The organism is Leucobacter chromiireducens (genome assembly GCF_051993095.1).
Classification (GTDB): Bacteria; Actinomycetota; Actinomycetes; order Actinomycetales; family Microbacteriaceae; genus Leucobacter; species Leucobacter chromiireducens.
Map to the genome: position 1 here is coordinate 1,740,905 of NZ_CP197024.1, position 16,687 is coordinate 1,757,591.

Sequence of the window (16,687 nt, forward strand, 5' to 3'; positions counted from 1 at the left end):
GCCCCGGGCCGAACCATCGTGGTGCGATCGGGTTAGATCGAGAAGCCCAAAGCTCTCATCATATCCCGGCCGTCGTCGGTGATCCGCTCCGGCGTCCACGGCGGCATCCACACCCAGTTGATGCGGAATGCCGTCACGAGCCCGTCCAGCGCCTCTGCGATGTCGTTCTCGATGACGTCAGTGAGCGGGCAGCCGGCGCTCGTGAGGGTCATGCTGATGACCAACGCATCGTGCTCCTCGTCGAAGGCGAGATCGTAGATCAGGCCGAGGTCGACGATGTTCACACCAAGCTCAGGGTCCGATACGTTCTTCAACGCATCGAGCGCCTGCTCACGAAACTCCGGGTCGATGGACTGCGGAACGACTGCTGCTTCCTCGCTCATGCGATCAGCCTACGCCTTACGCAGTCTCGAGGAAACGGTCGTAGCCCTCTTCCTCAAGACGGTTGGCGAGCTCCGGGCCGCCCTCTTCGGCAACGCGACCGTTGACGAAGACGTGCACGAAGTCGGGCTTGATGTACCGCAGGATGCGGGTGTAGTGCGTGATCAGGAGTACACCGAGACCGGTGTTCTCCTTGGCACGGTTGACGCCCTCCGAGACGATCTTCAGCGCGTCAACGTCGAGGCCGGAGTCGGTCTCGTCGAGCACAGCGAACTTCGGCTTGAGGAGCTCCAGCTGAAGAATCTCGTTGCGCTTCTTCTCGCCACCCGAGAAGCCCTCGTTCACGTTGCGCGACGCGAAGGACTCATCCATGCGCAGGTTCGCCATGGCTTCCTTCACCTCGCCCATCCACGAGCGGATCGCGGGCGCTTCGCCGTCGATTGCCGTCTTCGCGGTACGGAGGAAGTTCGCGTTCGTCACACCGGGGATCTCGACGGGGTACTGCATGGCGAGGAACATACCCGCCTGTGCGCGCTCGTCGGGACCCATCTCGGTGATGTCCTCACCGTCGAGCAGAATCTGCCCGCTGGTGATCTCGTAGCGGGGGTGGCCGGCGACAGCGTACGCGAGCGTCGACTTGCCCGAGCCGTTGGGGCCCATGATCGCGTGCGTCTCGCCCTTGCGGATCGTGAGATCCACACCCTTGAGGATGGGCTTGGGGCCCTGCTCAGTCTCAACGCTGACGTGCAGGTCCTTGATTTCAAGCACAGAAGTCATACGGCAATCTCTTTCGTAACGTGGGGATCAATGTATACGACGCCGTCTTCGATTTCGACGACGTAAACGGGTACCGGCTCGTAGGCCGGGAGGTTGAGCGGCTTGCCGGTGCACAGCGAGAATGCGGAGCCGTGGGCCCAGCACTCGAGTGTGTCACCCTCGACGAAGCCCTCGGAGAGGCTGATGTCGCCGTGCGTGCAGACGTCGCCAATGGCGTGGACGGCGCCCTGGCCGTCCAGAACGACGGCCATCGGCACGCCGTCCAGGACGACACGGGTCGCCTGGTCCTGCACAAGATCGCTCAAATCGAGCGCCTTCATTCGGGACATTACGCCAACACGCTCTGCTGCAGCTCGGCCTCAATTGCGGCCTGGAGGCGCTCTTCGATCTGCTCGTTTCCGATGCGCTGGATGACCTCGAAGAGGAAGCCGCGCACCACAAGCTTGCGTGCCTCATCCTCAGAGATACCGCGGCTCTGGAGGTAGAAGATGTGCTCCTCGTCGAAACGGCCCGTCGTCGAGGCGTGACCGGCGCCCTCGATATCACCGGTCTCGATTTCCAGGTTCGGGATCGAGTCCGCACGGGTGCCCTCGGTGAGCGTGAGGTTGCGGTTCTCCTCGTAGCTGTCCGTGCCTGTCGCGACGCGACGAATCAGCACATCGCCGATCCACACCGCGTGCGCGGCCTCACCCTGCAGTGCACCCTTGTAGGCGACACGGCTGCGGGTGTGAGGCGCATTGTGGTCGATGTAGACCTGGTGCTCGAGGTGCTGGCCGGCGTCTGCGAAGTAAGCACCGTAGGCCTCACCGTTCGCGCCCTGACCATCGAGGTGAATCGAGGGGTTGACCCGCACGATCTTGCCGCCGAGCGAGACCACAATGTGCTGGAGGTTGCCGTCGCGGGCAACAACCGCATTGTGGCTCGCGAGGTGAACGGCGCCCTCGTTCCACTCCTGAAGCGAAACAACGGTGAGGTTTGCGCCCTCGCCGACCACGATTTCAACGGTCTCCGTCAGGTTCGCGTCGCCCGTGTTCTCGAGAATCACGAGGGCGTTCGCCTGCGCGGCCGCCTCGATGATCGTGTGCGCTGCGGTCGGTGTACTCGTGAGCGCGGTGCGCTTCACGGTGACCGTCTGACGCTCCTCGCTCGTGAGGAGAATACGCTGCGCGGTTCCGGCCTGGCCCCACGCGTTCGCTGCGGCGCGGTCTTCGGGAAGTCCACCGCGGCCAACGAGCTCGGAGTCCATGGGGATCGAGGTGACCTCGACGCCCTCGGCCTCCGAGATCTCAAGCGCGGAGGCCCCATCAGCGAGTTCGCCGGAGAGAAGCTCAGCGAGCTCGGCGACCGGAGTGTACTTCCAGTTCACCTCGCGGCCCGTGACGTCTGCAAAGTCAGCAATATTCGCCGACTTCAGGCGGTCCGAACGAGTTTGAACCGGGACCCGGTTCTCCCAATCGCCATCGCTGTGCGCCTTTGCGCCGTGCTGTTCAGTCTGAAGCGTTGTCATCGTTAACCGACGGATCCTTCCATGCTCATCTCGATGAGCTTGTTCAGCTCGAGTGCGTACTCCATCGGGAGCTCACGGGCGATCGGCTCGATGAAGCCGCGAACGATCATCGCCATCGACTCCTCCTCCGAGAGGCCGCGGCTCATGAGGTAGAAGAGCTGCTCTTCGCTCACGCGGGTGACGGTGGCCTCGTGCGCGAGGGTCGCATCATCGGTGCGGATGTCAATCGCGGGGTACGTGTCCGAACGAGAAATCGTATCGACGAGCAGCGCGTCACAGACCACAGAGTTAGCTGCGTGGTGCGCGTTGGCCTCAACACGAACCTCACCTCGGTAGCCGCTACGGCCGCCGCCGCGAGCGATCGACTTCGCGAGGATCGAGGACTTCGTGTGCGGTGCGAGGTGAATCATCTTCGCGCCGGTGTCCTGGTGCTGACCGGGGCCAGCGAACGCGACGGAGAGCGTTTCACCCTTGGCGTGCTCGCCCGTGAGGTAGATCGACGGGTACTTCATCGTGACCTTCGAGCCGATGTTGCCATCGACCCACTCCATGGTCGCGCCCTCTTCAGCGATCGCACGCTTCGTCACGAGGTTGTACACGTTGTTCGACCAGTTCTGAATCGTCGTGTAGCGAACGCGCGCGTTCTTCTTCACGATGATCTCAACCACGGCCGAGTGCAGCGAGTCCGACTTGTAAATGGGAGCCGTGCAACCCTCGATGTAGTGCACGTAGCTGCCTTCGTCGGCGATGATGAGCGTGCGCTCGAACTGGCCCATGTTCTCCGTGTTGATACGGAAGTAGGCCTGGAGCGGGATCTCTACGTGCACACCCTTGGGGACGTACACGAACGAGCCGCCCGACCAGACGGCCGTGTTCAGCGCGGCAAACTTGTTGTCACCCGACGGGATGACCGTACCGAAGTACTCCTCGAAGATCTCGGGGTGCTCCTTGAGCGCGGTGTCCGTGTCCAGGAAGAGGACGCCCTGCTCTTCCAGATCCTCGCGGATCTGGTGGTAGACAACCTCCGACTCGTACTGCGCAGCAACGCCGGCAACGAGGCGCTGGCGCTCAGCCTCGGGGATGCCGAGCCGCTCGTACGTCTCCTTGATCTCCTCAGGCAGTTCCTCCCAGGAGGTTGCCTGCTTCTCCGTGGAGCGCACGAAGTACTTGATGTTGTCGAAATCGATGCCGGAGAGATCCGCGCCCCACGCGGGCATCGGCTTCCGACCAAAGATCTGCAGAGCTTTCAGGCGACGCTGCAGCATCCACTCGGGCTCATTCTTGAGCTCCGAAATCTCGCGCACGACCTGCTCGCTCAGGCCGCGTTTCGCTTCCGAGCCAGCCTTATCGCTGTCGTGCCAGCCGAATTCGTACTGACCCAAGCCTTCAAGCTCGGGCCGGTCGATCAATACCTCCGGCATGATCCCTCCCTCATTATTCGTCTCGCCGGGCAACCCAGCGCAAATCCGGAGAATCCGGCTCGCGAGGTGCGGAGTGCACGCATCGGGTTCCCTGCAGCGGTGCAGTAGTCTGGGCTTCGGACGGAACCGATCCGGTGCCCTGCACCTGACCCGGGTTCGCCGTACGCAACCACAGCTTCTCATTCTACAGGTTTTAACCCGGTTTCGGGAGGGGCGCGCGCAGCGCCTCAGCAACCTCTGAGAGGCACCCGAGAGGAGCCCCGGTGTCCAGCGCCACCACGACCGAAGCGACCACAGCACGCCGGTTCTCCGGCTGGATGCCCGATGGGGTGACTTCCCGCGTCCGGGCGCTCGCCTGGTGGGTCTTTGCCACGCAGGTGCTGATCGTTGCGACCGGCGGCGCCGTGCGTCTCACCGGCTCTGGCTTGGGCTGCGATACTTGGCCCAAGTGCACCGACGAGTCCTTCGTCAACAACCCAGCGATGGGCATCCACTCCTACATCGAGTTCGGTAACCGGACGCTGTTCTTCCTGCTGGAGATCGTTGCGATCCTCGCGGTCATCGCCGTGTGGCGCTTCCGCAAGCAGCGCCGTGACCTGTTCTGGCTTACCGTGGTGCCCGCACTGAGTGTGTTCATCCAAGCGATCATTGGCGGCATCACGGTACTCACTGGCCTGAACCCCTACGTGGTCGGGCTGCACTTCCTCTCGAGCGTGGTGCTCGTCATGCTCGCTGCTCTGCTCGTGCTCCGCGTGTACAGCGGCCCGGGTCCGCGTCGTCTCTCGGTGTCCGCTCCCCTGCTGCAGACCGTGTGGCTCGCAGGGATCTTTGGCTTCGTCGCGGTCGTTCTCGGCATTCTCACCACGGGCTCGGGCCCGCACGCCGGAGACGGCGGAGCCGCTCGCAATGGACTTGATTCCGAAGCGCTGCAGACCGTGCACGCGGTCGCCGCGTACGGCACGCTGCTCTTCACAGCAGTAACGGTGTTCCTGGCCCGGAGCGAGCGCGCCTACCGCGTCGCTCGCTGGGCAGGCTGGTCAATCGTGGTAATGATCGCGCAGATCATTGTCGGCGTGCTCCAGGCACGGATGGCACTTCCACCGATCCTTGTGGGCATCCACATGGTGCTCGCGTGCCTGTTGGCCGCTGGGCTCTTCCTCGCGCTCGTCGAAACCCGCCAACGGGTGGCGCCGGTCACCGAGCGCGCCTAGTCGCGGTGGGGCGGGCGGCCCTACCAGGGTTGCCCGCCGCTCCCATCCCCGCCGCCGCCAGGCTGCGTGTTCGGCAGGTAGTTGTCATGCCCGGCACTCGGGTCCCAGGTGACTTCGAGCGACTCGGCGAGTTCGGGGCCGGACAGCCACTCTCCTTCACCCATGCCCGGCACAAACTCCTGGGCGGGTTCCTCGACGAGCTGGTTCTGCTCGGCCAACGCTGCTTCCTCCGCAGCGGCAGCAGCTTCGCGTTCGGCTGCTTCTTTCGCGCGTCGCTCTGCATCTGCCCGGGATCGTGCGGCGTCGATCCGTTGCTGCTCCGCCGCGCTGAACACGCGCACTTCGTCAGCGAGCGCAGTCGTAGCGGTTGTGAGCCCCGCGATGAGGTCCTCCGCCTCGCTCTTCGTTGTTGCCAGTGCGGCAAGTTGGCTGCGGTCCGTGCACGCTGGCTTCATACGCACCTGACTCGCGTCGTCGAGCGCGCGCTCCGTCGCATCGACCCCATCCTGCACCGCCCGCGAGGGGGCGATGTCACTCGCCCCGGCCATCGCGGCAGCGAGCTCGGCCGGCGTTGCGGACGCAATCGCGGTCGCTGCGTCGCCCCGCGCGCCGCTGAGCTCCGTGCTGAGCAGCTCACGGTACTCGCTCAGCGCGGCCGCACACAAACGTTCGGTCTCCTGCGAGTACTCGCGAAGCACCACCGCGCTCGCAACGCCAGCGCCAAGTACGAGCGCTCCCGCAGCGCACGAGGCGATCACCACGCTGCGACGTGAAAGTGGTCGTTGCGGTAGTGCAACTCGTTCGCCGGAGCTCTGCTCCGTCACGACGACGACTCGCCGTTCTTAGAACGGGAGGAGCGGGTCGACCGCGATTGCGATCGAGAGTACCGAGAGGTAGGTGATCGAGCCGTGGAACACCTGCATCGGCTTTCCCTCCTGGCCACGAATTGCGCTGCCGTAGAGGCGGTGCGACTGGAGGATGAAGTAGCCACCAGCGAGGAGCGCGACGGACGTGTACAGCCAGCCAATGCCTGGGGCGGGGATCAGCAGGAGGCTCGACACGACGGTCGCCCACGCGTAGAGGATCACCTGCAGGCCGACGGTGGCGCGCCCGCGCACCACGCCGAGCATCGGTACCCCCGCTGCAGCGTAGTCGTCGCGGTACCGCATGGAGAGCGGCCAGTAGTGCGCCGGAGTCCAGAGGAAGATGATGAGGAAGAAGACCCAGGCTGGCCAGTCAAGCGAACCCGTCACTGCGGCCCAGCCGATGAGCACGGGGAAGCAGCCGGCGATGCCGCCCCAGATGATGTTCTGCTCGCTGTGCCGCTTGAGCAGCAGAGTGTAAATGACCACGTAGAAGAAGATCGCGGCGGCCGAGAGTGCCGCAGCGAGCCAGTTCGTGGTGGCCAACAGCCAGACCACGGAGAGCGCACCGAGTACCCAGGCGAACACCAGCGCATTGCGATCGGAGATCTCGCCGGTGACGAGCGGCCGGTTCTCCGTGCGCTTCATCTTGCGGTCCATGTCGCGATCGATGTAGCAGTTGAACGCTCCCGCAGACCCGGCACTCATCGCACCGCCGATAAGCGTGGCGAGTACCAACCACAGGTTCGGCAGCCCTCCCTGCGCGAGAATCATCGCGGGGACGGTGACCACGAGCAGTAGCTCCATCACTCGTGGCTTGGTCAGCGCAACGTAGTTCTTGACGGTGCGACCGAATGAGCGGCGGGGCTGCGCTTCCTGCGTGGGGATCTGCGTGGACATCACACCCCCATGGTACCCCCTTCCGGCTAGGATTGTCCGTGGACCGCCGGGCGGCGCCTCCGTATCTTCTTCCCCAATGAAAGGTCAGTCTTGGGAATCGAATTGCAGTGGGATGAAATCGACGATCTCGCGGTCAACACCGCGCGCGTCCTCGCGGCGGATGCCGTTGAGAAGGTCGGGAACGGGCATCCCGGTACGGCGATCAGCCTCGCACCCGTTTCGTACCTGCTGCACCAGAAGGTGATGCGCCACGACCCGAGCGACAGCGGATGGGTGGGCCGCGACCGCTTCATCCTCTCTGTGGGCCACTCCTCACTCACGCAGTACGTGCAGCTCTACATGGGCGGCTATGGCCTGGAGCTCGACGACCTGAAGGCGCTCCGCACCTGGGGCTCAAAGACGCCCGGTCATCCCGAGTACGGTCACACCGACGGCGTTGAGATCACCACTGGCCCCCTCGGCCAGGGGCTCGCTTCCGCCGTGGGCTTCGCCTATGCCGCCCGCTACGAGCGCGGTCTCTTCGATCCCGAGGCCGCGCCGGGCACGAGCCCGTTCGATCACTTCATCTACGTCGTGGCCGGCGACGGCGACCTGCAGGAGGGAGTGACGAGCGAGGCGTCCTCACTCGCGGGGCACCAGGAGCTCGGCAACCTGATCGCCATCTACGACTCCAACCAGATTTCCATCGAGGACGACACGGATATCTCGTTCTCCGAGGACGTTGCGAAGCGCTACGAGTCCTACGGCTGGCAGGTCATCGAGGTCGACTGGAAGAAGACGGGCGCATACGTCGAGGATCTCGCGGAGCTCAACCGCGCGATCGAGGAGGCGAAGTCCGAAACGACGAAGCCGAGCCTCATCATCCTCAAGACCATCATCGGCTGGCCTTCCCCCGGCAAACAGAACACGGGCGGAATCCACGGCGCAAAGCTTGGCGCAGAGGAACTCGCCGGCCTGAAGGAGGCCCTCGGTTTCGATCCCGCGGAGCACTTCGCTGTCGCCCCCGAGGTCATCGCCCACACGCGTAAGGCCGCGGATCGCGGAGCCGCGCACCGCGCAGAGTGGCAGCAGAGTTTTGACGCCTGGGCTGCGGCCAACCCGGAGCGGAAGGCGCTCTTCGATCGCGTCGAGGCGCAGGAGCTGCCCGAGGGCGCGCTTGAGGCGCTTCCGACGTTCGAGCCAGGCGCGAGCGTGGCCACCCGTTCAGCGAGCGGGAAGGTCCTCGCCGCGCTCGGTCCGATCATGCCCGAGCTGTGGGGTGGCTCTGCTGACCTCGCGGGCTCAAACAACACGACCATTCCTGGGGTTCCGTCGTTCGTACCGGCTGGCCACTCGACCAGCACCTGGTCAGGCGACCCCTACGGTCGCGTGCTGCACTTCGGCATCCGCGAGCACGCGATGGGTGCCATTCTGAACGGCATCCAGCTGCATGGCAAGACGCGCAGCTACGGTGGCACCTTCCTCATCTTCAGCGACTACATGCGGCCCGCCGTGCGCCTCGCTGCGCTGATGAACGTTCCGAGCGTGTTCGTGTGGACGCACGACTCCATCGCACTGGGTGAGGATGGCCCCACCCACCAGCCGATCGAGCAGCTCGCCACGCTCCGTGCGATCCCGAACCTGGCGGTTGTGCGCCCCGCAGATGCCAATGAGGTGTCGATTGCCTGGCACGAGATTCTCACGCGTCACGCCGGCCCCGCAGGCCTGGCGCTGACTCGCCAGAACGTGCCCGTACTCCCCCGCGGTGGCGACTTCGCCACGCCCGAGCAGGCAGCGGAAGGCGTGCGTCGGGGCGCCTACGTGCTCGCAGACACGCCCACTGACTCGCTCGACGTGCTCTTGATCGCCACCGGATCCGAGGTGCAGCTCGCCGTTGAAGCCCGGGAACGCCTGGCTGCGGAGGGCGTGGGAGCACGCGTGATCTCCGCTCCCTGCCTCGAGTGGTTTGCCGAGCAGACTACGGAGTACCGAGACAGCGTGATTCCCGCGGCCGTCACGGCTCGCGTCAGCGTCGAAGCAGGGCTCAGCCTGGGCTGGGAGCGCTTCGTGGGCGACCGCGGTCGTTCTGTCTCGATCGAGCACTTCGGCGCCTCTGCCGACTTCGAGACCCTCTTCCGCGAGTTTGGCATCACGACCGAGGCCGTTGTTTCCGCGGCTCGCGCCTCGCTCGCGGCCTAGTCCCGAGCGCATCTTGGCGGGGTGCCCGGGTTCACAAGACCCGGCGCCCCGCCCCACACGATTTCAAGGAGCACCCCACCATGACGAACTCCCCCACCGCCGACCTGAGCGAGGCCGGCGTCAGCATCTGGCTTGATGATCTTTCCCGGAGCCGGATCGAGAGCGGGGAGCTTAGCACGCTACGCGCGAGCCACAACGTCGTCGGGGTCACCACGAACCCCACGATCTTTGCGTCGGCTCTCGCGGGTGGCGTCGGCTATGGAGAGCGCATCGCGTCTTGCGCCGCCCGGGGGCTCGGGGTCGCGGAGACAATTATCGAGCTCACCACCAGCGACGTTGCCGACGCGTGTGACCTTTTTGCCGAGACCTACACGGGGAGCGGCGGCGCTGACGGCCGTGTGTCGATCGAGGTTGAGCCGCGACTCGCACGCGACACCGAGGGCACCATCCAACAAGGCCGGGAACTCTGGGCCCGGGTGAATCGCCCGAATGCCATGATCAAGGTTCCCGCGACGACCGAGGGGCTTCCCGCAATTACCGCACTGATTGCCGAGGGAATCAGCGTGAACGTGACACTGATCTTCAGCATTCAGCGTTACCGCCAGGTCATCAACGCGTACCTGACTGGCCTCGAGCTCTCTCGCGCCGCAGGAAAGAACCTGAACGAGATTCACTCGGTCGCATCCTTCTTCGTTTCGCGTCTCGACACTGAGGTCGACGCCCGCCTCGCCGCGCTCGGCACCCCCGAGGCGCTCGCGCTTGAGAGCCAGGCAGGGATCGCAAACGCGCGGCTCGCCTACGAGGTGTACGCAGAGACGTTTAACAGCGAGCGAGCACAGATGCTCCTGTCGCTCGGAGCACAAGCGCAGCGCCCGCTCTGGGCGTCCACCGGCGTGAAGAACCCGAAGCTCCCGGACACGCTCTACGTTACTGAGCTCGTCGCCTCCGGCACGGTGAACACCATGCCCGCAGCAACGCTGGAGGCGCTAGCCGACCACGGTGAGATTCGCGGCGATACCGTCACGACGCAGTACCTCGAGTCCAACCAGGTACTCAACACGCTTGACGGACTCGGCATCGACTACGTTGCAGTGACTGAGGTGCTTGAATCGGAAGGACTCGCGAAGTTCGACGCCTCGTGGGATGAGCTGTGCGCCACGGTTGCGAGCGCCCTCGAGGAGGCGGTTGCCTAATGCGCGCCTCGGCCCCGCTCACCGTGACGATTGCGCAGCCCCCGGCCCGGTACGCAGCAACCATGGCGGCACTCGTCGCGGATCGAGCGGCAAGCCGCCTGTTCGCCCGAGACACCACCCTCTGGCCCGCAACCTCTTCGGCCGCGTATCGACTGGGATGGACTGATTTTGAGCGGAACGCGCTCTCGGCAATCGCTGCGGCGGAGGACATCCGCGCAGAGCTCGATGCGCTCGGACTGGACCGCGTGGTGCTGTGCGGCATGGGTGGATCGAGCCTCGCCCCAGAGGTGATTGCGCGCTGGGCCGGCCGGCCACTCACCGTCGTCGATTCAACCCACCCGGCATTCATCGCCCAGACGCTCGGTTCGGATCTCAGCAGAACACTCGTTGTGGTGAGCTCAAAATCCGGAAGCACCATTGAGACGCAGAGCCACCGTGCTGCGTTCACGGCCGCGTTCACCGCTGCCGGACTGGATCCGGCCGAGCGCATTATCGTGGTCACGGATCCCGGCTCCCCGCTCGCCGCTGCTGCGCGCGCTGCCGGACAGCGGGTGTGCTATGCAGACCCCGACGTCGGTGGTAGGTTTTCTGCCCTGACCGCCTTCGGCCTAGTGCCGACCGCGCTCGCGGGAATCGACGTGCGGGCGCTCCTCGCTGAAGCGTGCGCGCTGCGCCCATTCCTGCTTGAGGACTCGCAGGAGAATCCTGCACTGCAACTGGCCGCCGCGATCCATGCGGACCTTCCGGAAGAGTACGTGCTGGGGATCATCGAGCGTGCGGACACGGCGTGGGGCCTCGGCACCTGGGTCGAGCAGCTCGTCGCGGAGTCGACAGGCAAGTCGGGCTACGGAGTGCTACCGATAGCGCTGCATGCTGGGGCGCCCGAGGCTGGCACTCACCCCGCGAATCTCACCCGCGTGCTCGTACGCGAGGCCGGTGCCGCACCAGAGTCCGGGCCGAACGCACCGGAACTCCAGGTCGCTGGCGGCCTGGGCGCACAGCTTTTGCTGTGGGAGACCGCGACGGCACTCCTCGGCCATCTCATGAACATCGATCCGTTCAATCAGCCCGATGTTGAATCGGCAAAGGTTGCGGCGCGCGCGGTGCTTACCCAGAGCAATGATTCGGACGGAACCACACCGGGGTCAAGGATCGTGGATCTCCCCGCTCGGCTGCTCGCGAGTCCTGTCGTTCCCGGCCCCGGTGACTGCGCGGAACTCCTCGCGGCTCTGCGCGCATCCGTGCCCGCGAACGGATACCTCGCAATTCAGGCCTATCTCGATCCCACCGCTCCGTATGCGGCTGAGCTCGAGCGCCTGCGAGACGCGCTCGCGCAAGAGTTTGAGGTACCCGTGGCGCTCGGCTGGGGCCCACGCTACCTGCATTCAGTGGGGCAGCTTCACAAGGGTGGCCCGGCGCTTGGCTCGTTCCTGCAGCTCAGCGGTGGGAGCAGTGAAGACGTCGCGATCCCGGGCGCGGACTCAGGGTTTGCAACGCTGATTGCGGCACAGGCACGCGGGGATCGCGAAGTGCTCGCCTCTCGCGGGCGTTCAGTGTTTGCGCTGGAGACCGTTGATCCTTCGGCACTTGTCGCACAGCTGCTCCGGGCACTGGCCTAGCGCCACCAGAGCAGCACGAAGCAATACGGCAGCGGCCCCGATGGAATGCATCGGGGCCGCTGCCGTATTGCGGTGTTCAGGCCGGCAGAGCGCCGGCCGAATGCTTAGGCCGTTGCGCGGGCCGTCCCGCGACGCTGGCGAAGCTTGAGCAGTGCTGCTTCGAGGAGCTCTTCGGCTTCCTCGGGGGTGCGCCGCTCCTTCACGTAGGCGAGGTGCGTCTTGTACGGCTCGTTCTTGAGCAGCTGCGGCGGGTTCGCCTTGTCGCGACCAGCGGGAAGGCCCGAGGTCGGCGAGTCAATCTGCTCGGGGATCTCCTCGTCGGAGACATCGGCCGCGAAGTAGCGGACGGTCTCGTTGCCGAGGGCGTCCCAGTACGAAACCTGAGTGCGTTCAGCGCGCGCGCCGTGGTCCTTCTCCCCCATGGGGCCAGAACCGACGCGGGCGCCGCGGATGGCGTTACTGCCTGCCACGGAATCCCTTTCTGAGTGGTGTGTCGGGTGGGGTGGTTAGACGACGGAGAAGCGGGCGATCAGCCCGAGTCCGACGATCGAAGCAACCCAGATGATCGACACGACCACGGTAATGCGATTGAGGTTGCGCTCCGCGACCCCCGAAGAGCCCAGGCTCGAGGTCACCCCGCCACCGAACATGTCGGAAAGCCCGCCACCGCGTCCCTTGTGGAGGAGGATGAACAGGGTCAGCAGGAGACTCGTGAGCACGAGAATCACGATCAGTGCGATCTTGAGGATGAGCACGCAGAGCACCTTTCGGAGTTGAGGGCGTGAAGCGCCAGCTGCCAGTATACCGGCGGCGACGAAAATACGGGGTGCGACAGGCTACGCAGCGGTAACGTGCTTCTTGAACTGCACGATCCGGCTGAACTCATCAGCCTTGAGGCTGGCGCCACCGACCAGCGCGCCATCGACGTTCGGCTGTTTCAGGAAGCCGGCAATGTTCTGGCTCGTCACCGAACCGCCGTAGAGGATCCTGGTCGCAGCGGCCTCTGCGTCATCGCGCAGATCGCGCAGAGCTTCGCGCAGCGCACGGGCGACCTCTTCAGCCTGATCGGCGGTAGCTGCCTGACCACTGCCAATTGCCCACACGGGCTCGTACGCGATCACATACTCCGCACCCTTCGGGAGCGGAGCAAGGGCAGCCGCGAGCTGGGCAAGCGGCACCGCCGCGGCACCGTGCTCCTCAAGATCCGCGGCAGTCTCCCCGACGCAGATCATGGGAATCATGCCGCCCCGGTGCGCGGCGAGAGCCTTCGCACCGACCGTCTCGTCTGACTCGCCATGCCCATGACGTCGCTCGGAGTGCCCAACGAGCGCGTAGCGCACGTCGAGCTTCGCGAGCATCGCCGCGGAAATGTCTCCCGTGTACGCACCCGCATCATGCGGAGACAGGTCCTGCGCGCCGAGCGCGAGCGGAAGCTTGTCTGCGGTGAGCAGAGTCTGCACGGAGCGAAGATCAGTAAAGGGCGGGAAAACCGCCACCTCCCCGTCCGCATAGTCATGCCGCGCATCCTTCAGCGCCCACGCAAGCTTCTGCACGAGCGCGATGGCCTGGAGGTGGTCGAGGTTCATCTTCCAGTTGCCGGCAATCAGCGGGGTGCGGGCAGCAAAGGGCAGAGGTTCACGGGCCGGCGCGGTGGTCAGGTTCTCGTCGCTCATGCGAGCACCTCGAGCCCGGGCAGCTGCTTGCCCTCGAGGAACTCGAGGCTCGCGCCGCCGCCGGTTGAGATGTGACCAAACTGGTCATCGGCAAAACCGAGCGCGCGCACCGCGGCAGCGGAATCACCACCACCGACGACGGTGAAGCCCGCAGTCTTCGTGAGGGCCTCGGCAACCGTGCGCGTGCCGTTCGCGAACGCGGGCATCTCGAAGACACCCATTGGGCCGTTCCAGAACACCGTCTGCGACTCCGCGATCACCGTCGCAAATGCGAGGGCGGACTCGGGGCCGATATCGAGGCCAAGCCCATTTGCGCCGAACGTTGAGGACTCGATCGAATCCGCGGGAACGACCTCGTGAGCCGCATCCGCTGCAAACGCCTCGGCCACGACAACGTCGCTCGGCAGAACGATCTGTACTCCACGCTCCGCAGCGGTCTGCAGGTAGCCGCGAACGGTGTCGAGCTGGTCGACCTCCAAGAGGCTCGCGCCCACCTTGAAGCCCTGCGCAGCAAGGAAGGTGAACAGCATGCCGCCGCCGATGAGCAGCGTATCGACTCGCTCCAAGAGGTGCGAGATGACGCCCAGCTTGTCCGAAACCTTCGAGCCGCCCAACACGACCGCGTACGGCCGCTCAGCGGACTCGGTGAGGCGCTTGAGCACCTCGAGCTCTGCCGCAACGAGGCGGCCCGCCGCGCTCGGCAGCAGCTTCGCGAGGTCATACACGCTCGCCTGGCGGCGGTGCACGACCCCAAAGCCATCGGACACGAAGGCGTCTCCGAAAGCGGCGAGCTGCTGCGCGAACGCGGCGCGCTCCGCATCATCCTTGCTCGTCTCTCCCGCGTTGAAGCGGAGGTTCTCGAGCAACACCACATCCCCGGGGGCCAGCGCTGCGACCGCTGCGGCGGCGATCTCCCCCACCGTCTCCGCCACGAACTGCACGGGAGCGCCGAGCAGTTCCGCCATCCGCGTCGCCACTGGGCGAAGCGAGAAGCGCTCCTCGGGCTCACCCTTCGGGCGACCGAGGTGGCTGATGAGAACGATCTTTGCTCCTGCTTCACGGAGTTCGGTGATCGTTGCGAGCGACGCGCGAATGCGGCCGTCGTCGGTGATCACGCCATCCGAAAGCGGGACGTTCAGATCGCAGCGGACGATGACCGTCTTCTCGCTGAGCGATCCCAGGGATTCAATGGTGCGCATGGGTGCGGCGGGCTCCTTGAGTCGGCGGTTAGATCAGGCCGGGCGTCTGTGTGCGAGCAGCTTCGAAGCGCTTCGCGACGTCCTGCCAGTTCGCGATGTTCCAGAACGCCTTCACGTAGTCCGCGCGAACGTTGAGGTAATCGAGGTAGTACGCGTGCTCCCACACATCGAGCATGAGGAGCGGCACGGTGCCCGCGGGGAGGTTGCCCTGCTGGTCGAACAGCTGGACGATGTTCGGGCGCTGCCCCAGTGCATCCCACGCCAAAACGGCCCAGCCGGAGCCCTGCACGCCCATCGCGGTCGCGGTGAAGTGTGCCTGGAACTTCTCGAAGTCGCCGAAGAACTCGTCGATTGCCGCTGCGAGCTCACCCTCGGGGCGCTCGCCGCCCTCGGGCGACATGTTGTTCCAGAAGATGGTGTGGTTGACGTGGCCGCCAACGTTGAACGCGAGGTCCTTCTCGAGCTTGTTGACCGCAGCGAGGTTGCCGGAGTCGCGCGCCTCGGCCAACTGGTCGAGGGCGGTGTTCGCACCCGTGACGTAGGCCTGGTGGTGCTTGTCGTGGTGCAGCTGCATGATCTTGCCGCTGATGTGCGGCTCGAGGGCAGCGTAATCGTACGGAAGTTCAGGAAGTGAATAGGCAGCCATGAGGCGCTCCAATCTCTGCGACGGGCAGTGGTCCATCACAGTCTATCGACGACGCGGGTCGAGGTGGCGGGAAACTCCACAGGAAAGGCGGGGCCCTGCCGGGCCCCGCCTGGGGGTCAGATCCGGTCGAGTTCCTCGGGGAGGCTCGCCTCAGTGCCGGGAATGCCGCGAGCCGCGGCCTCCTTGTCGGCCATCGCGAGCAGGCGCCGGATTCGCCCAGCGATCGCGTCCTTCGTGAGCACGGGCTCAGCACGCGCGCCGAGGTCATCGAGGCTTGCCTCCCGGTGCTGCAGTCGCAGCTCGCCGGCGTACTTGAGGTGCTCGGGAATCTCGTCGCCAAGAATCTCCAGGGCGCGCTCCACGCGTGCGCACGCCGCGACGGAAGCCTGTGCGGAACGACGAAGGTTTGCATCGTCGAAGTTCACGAGACGGTTCGCAGTCGCGCGGGTCTCGCGCGCGCGACGGAGCTCGTCCCAGCTGTTGCGGGCTTGCTCTGCGCCCATCGCGCCAAGCATCGCGCCGATCGCCTCGGCGTCACGAATCAAAACCTTATTCTGACCCCGGATCTCGCGGCTCTTTGCATCGATGCCCAGACGGCTCGCGGCTCCGACGAGTGCCATCGCGACCTCGTTGCTCGGGCACACGACCTCGAGGCTTGCGGAACGGCCGGGGGCAGTCAGACCTCCGCGCGCCATGAACGCACCGCGCCACACGGCGGCAAGCTCGGGCTGCGCTCCCGTCGTGAGCCGGTTCGGCAAACCACGGATCTGCCGGCGGCGAGGATCAAGCAGGCCAAGCTGGCGAGCAAGCGTCTCACCGTCCAGTACACGAACGAGGAACTGCGGTGCGCCCGGGCGGGTGCTCGACGGAGGCAGCTGCTTGGCCTCGGAGCGCACGCCGTACAGTTCGGCGAGGTCCTTGCGGACCCGCTGCACGATCTGTGGAGTGTGGAGCTCCGCCTCGAGCGCAATGCGCCCGGAAATGGTGTGGAGTCCGCCAGCCAGGCGGAGGATCGTTGCGACCTCGGCGACACGCTCTCCAGTGCGCTGGACGGGGAAACGTACCAGCTCACTCTTCACCTCAAGGGTCGACAGCACGAATGAGTCCTCTCAAAAATCA

At 65.4% G+C, this 16,687-nt stretch carries 17 protein-coding genes; 4 read left to right on the top strand and 13 right to left on the bottom strand.

The window, feature by feature from the left end:
- Positions 1-32: 32 nt before the first annotated feature.
- The 5 genes from ACR81A_RS07805 to sufB are packed head-to-tail and all read right to left on the bottom strand — an operon-like array spanning position 33 to position 4,086.
- Positions 33-383, bottom strand: coding sequence for a metal-sulfur cluster assembly factor (locus ACR81A_RS07805; RefSeq protein WP_025132587.1), 351 nt, complete (start codon positions 381-383; stop codon positions 33-35).
- A gap of 16 nt (positions 384-399) precedes the next feature.
- Positions 400-1,158, bottom strand: coding sequence for a Fe-S cluster assembly ATPase SufC (gene sufC, locus ACR81A_RS07810; protein ID WP_202382738.1), 759 nt, complete (start codon positions 1,156-1,158; stop codon positions 400-402).
- Entirely contained in the window at positions 1,155-1,487 is a 333-nt protein-coding gene (locus ACR81A_RS07815; RefSeq protein ID WP_125099182.1) for a non-heme iron oxygenase ferredoxin subunit, read from the bottom strand. Before ACR81A_RS07815 ends, sufC begins: the two co-directional genes overlap by 4 nt.
- Positions 1,487-2,665, bottom strand: coding sequence for a Fe-S cluster assembly protein SufD (gene sufD, locus ACR81A_RS07820; protein ID WP_440311537.1), 1,179 nt, complete (start codon positions 2,663-2,665; stop codon positions 1,487-1,489). The genes ACR81A_RS07815 and sufD overlap by 1 nt, the downstream gene beginning before the upstream one ends.
- 2 nt (positions 2,666-2,667) lie before the next feature.
- Complete coding sequence (gene sufB, locus ACR81A_RS07825) at positions 2,668-4,086, bottom strand: Fe-S cluster assembly protein SufB (RefSeq protein WP_202382741.1); 1,419 nt, start codon at positions 4,084-4,086, stop codon at positions 2,668-2,670.
- 263 nt (positions 4,087-4,349) lie between these two features.
- Between sufB and ACR81A_RS07830 the strand changes: the two genes are divergently transcribed.
- Entirely contained in the window at positions 4,350-5,297 is a 948-nt protein-coding gene (locus ACR81A_RS07830; RefSeq protein WP_202382743.1) for a COX15/CtaA family protein, read from the top strand.
- A 20-nt stretch (positions 5,298-5,317) separates the two neighbouring features.
- Here ACR81A_RS07830 and ACR81A_RS07835 read toward each other — a convergent pair whose 3' ends face one another.
- Both ACR81A_RS07835 and ACR81A_RS07840 read right to left on the bottom strand, forming a co-directional pair.
- The gene (locus ACR81A_RS07835; RefSeq protein ID WP_440311538.1) at positions 5,318-6,058 is read right to left on the bottom strand and encodes a hypothetical protein; all 741 of its coding nucleotides are present in this window, start codon (positions 6,056-6,058) and stop codon (positions 5,318-5,320) included.
- An 81-nt stretch (positions 6,059-6,139) separates the two neighbouring features.
- On the bottom strand, positions 6,140-7,060 hold the full coding sequence (locus tag ACR81A_RS07840) for a heme o synthase (RefSeq protein WP_202382745.1): 921 nt from the start codon (positions 7,058-7,060) through the stop codon (positions 6,140-6,142).
- A 90-nt stretch (positions 7,061-7,150) separates the two neighbouring features.
- Between ACR81A_RS07840 and tkt the strand changes: the two genes are divergently transcribed.
- The 3 genes from tkt (at position 7,151) to ACR81A_RS07855 (ending at position 12,050) form a co-directional block, all read left to right on the top strand.
- The gene (tkt, locus tag ACR81A_RS07845) at positions 7,151-9,238 is read left to right on the top strand and encodes a transketolase (RefSeq protein ID WP_202382746.1); all 2,088 of its coding nucleotides are present in this window, start codon (positions 7,151-7,153) and stop codon (positions 9,236-9,238) included.
- A gap of 80 nt (positions 9,239-9,318) precedes the next feature.
- Positions 9,319-10,431 carry a transaldolase gene (gene tal / locus ACR81A_RS07850; protein ID WP_440311539.1) on the top strand — a complete coding sequence of 371 codons (1,113 nt, stop codon included), beginning with the start codon at positions 9,319-9,321 and terminating at the stop codon, positions 10,429-10,431.
- Positions 10,431-12,050 (top strand): glucose-6-phosphate isomerase, encoded by a 1,620-nt coding sequence (locus ACR81A_RS07855; RefSeq protein ID WP_202382748.1) that lies wholly within the window; start codon positions 10,431-10,433, stop codon positions 12,048-12,050. The genes tal and ACR81A_RS07855 overlap by 1 nt, the downstream gene beginning before the upstream one ends.
- A gap of 104 nt (positions 12,051-12,154) precedes the next feature.
- Here the strand turns inward: ACR81A_RS07855 and ACR81A_RS07860 are convergent, their stop codons facing one another.
- The 6 genes from ACR81A_RS07860 to whiA all read right to left on the bottom strand — a co-directional run bounded on the left by ACR81A_RS07860 (position 12,155) and on the right by whiA (position 16,665).
- Positions 12,155-12,520, bottom strand: a complete 366-nt coding sequence (locus tag ACR81A_RS07860) for an RNA polymerase-binding protein RbpA (RefSeq protein ID WP_202382749.1) — start codon at positions 12,518-12,520, stop codon at positions 12,155-12,157.
- A 36-nt stretch (positions 12,521-12,556) separates the two neighbouring features.
- The gene (gene secG, locus ACR81A_RS07865; RefSeq protein WP_125099191.1) at positions 12,557-12,805 is read right to left on the bottom strand and encodes a preprotein translocase subunit SecG; all 249 of its coding nucleotides are present in this window, start codon (positions 12,803-12,805) and stop codon (positions 12,557-12,559) included.
- Positions 12,806-12,886: 81 nt separating this feature from the next.
- Complete coding sequence (tpiA, locus tag ACR81A_RS07870; RefSeq protein ID WP_202382751.1) at positions 12,887-13,723, bottom strand: triose-phosphate isomerase; 837 nt, start codon at positions 13,721-13,723, stop codon at positions 12,887-12,889.
- Positions 13,720-14,922, bottom strand: a complete 1,203-nt coding sequence (locus ACR81A_RS07875) for a phosphoglycerate kinase (RefSeq protein WP_440311540.1) — start codon at positions 14,920-14,922, stop codon at positions 13,720-13,722. The genes tpiA and ACR81A_RS07875 overlap by 4 nt, the downstream gene beginning before the upstream one ends.
- Positions 14,923-14,950: 28 nt before the next feature.
- Positions 14,951-15,568, bottom strand: a complete 618-nt coding sequence (locus ACR81A_RS07880) for a superoxide dismutase (protein ID WP_202382753.1) — start codon at positions 15,566-15,568, stop codon at positions 14,951-14,953.
- A 116-nt stretch (positions 15,569-15,684) separates the two neighbouring features.
- On the bottom strand, positions 15,685-16,665 hold the full coding sequence (gene whiA / locus ACR81A_RS07885) for a DNA-binding protein WhiA (protein ID WP_202382754.1): 981 nt from the start codon (positions 16,663-16,665) through the stop codon (positions 15,685-15,687).
- Positions 16,666-16,687: the final 22 nt, after the last annotated feature.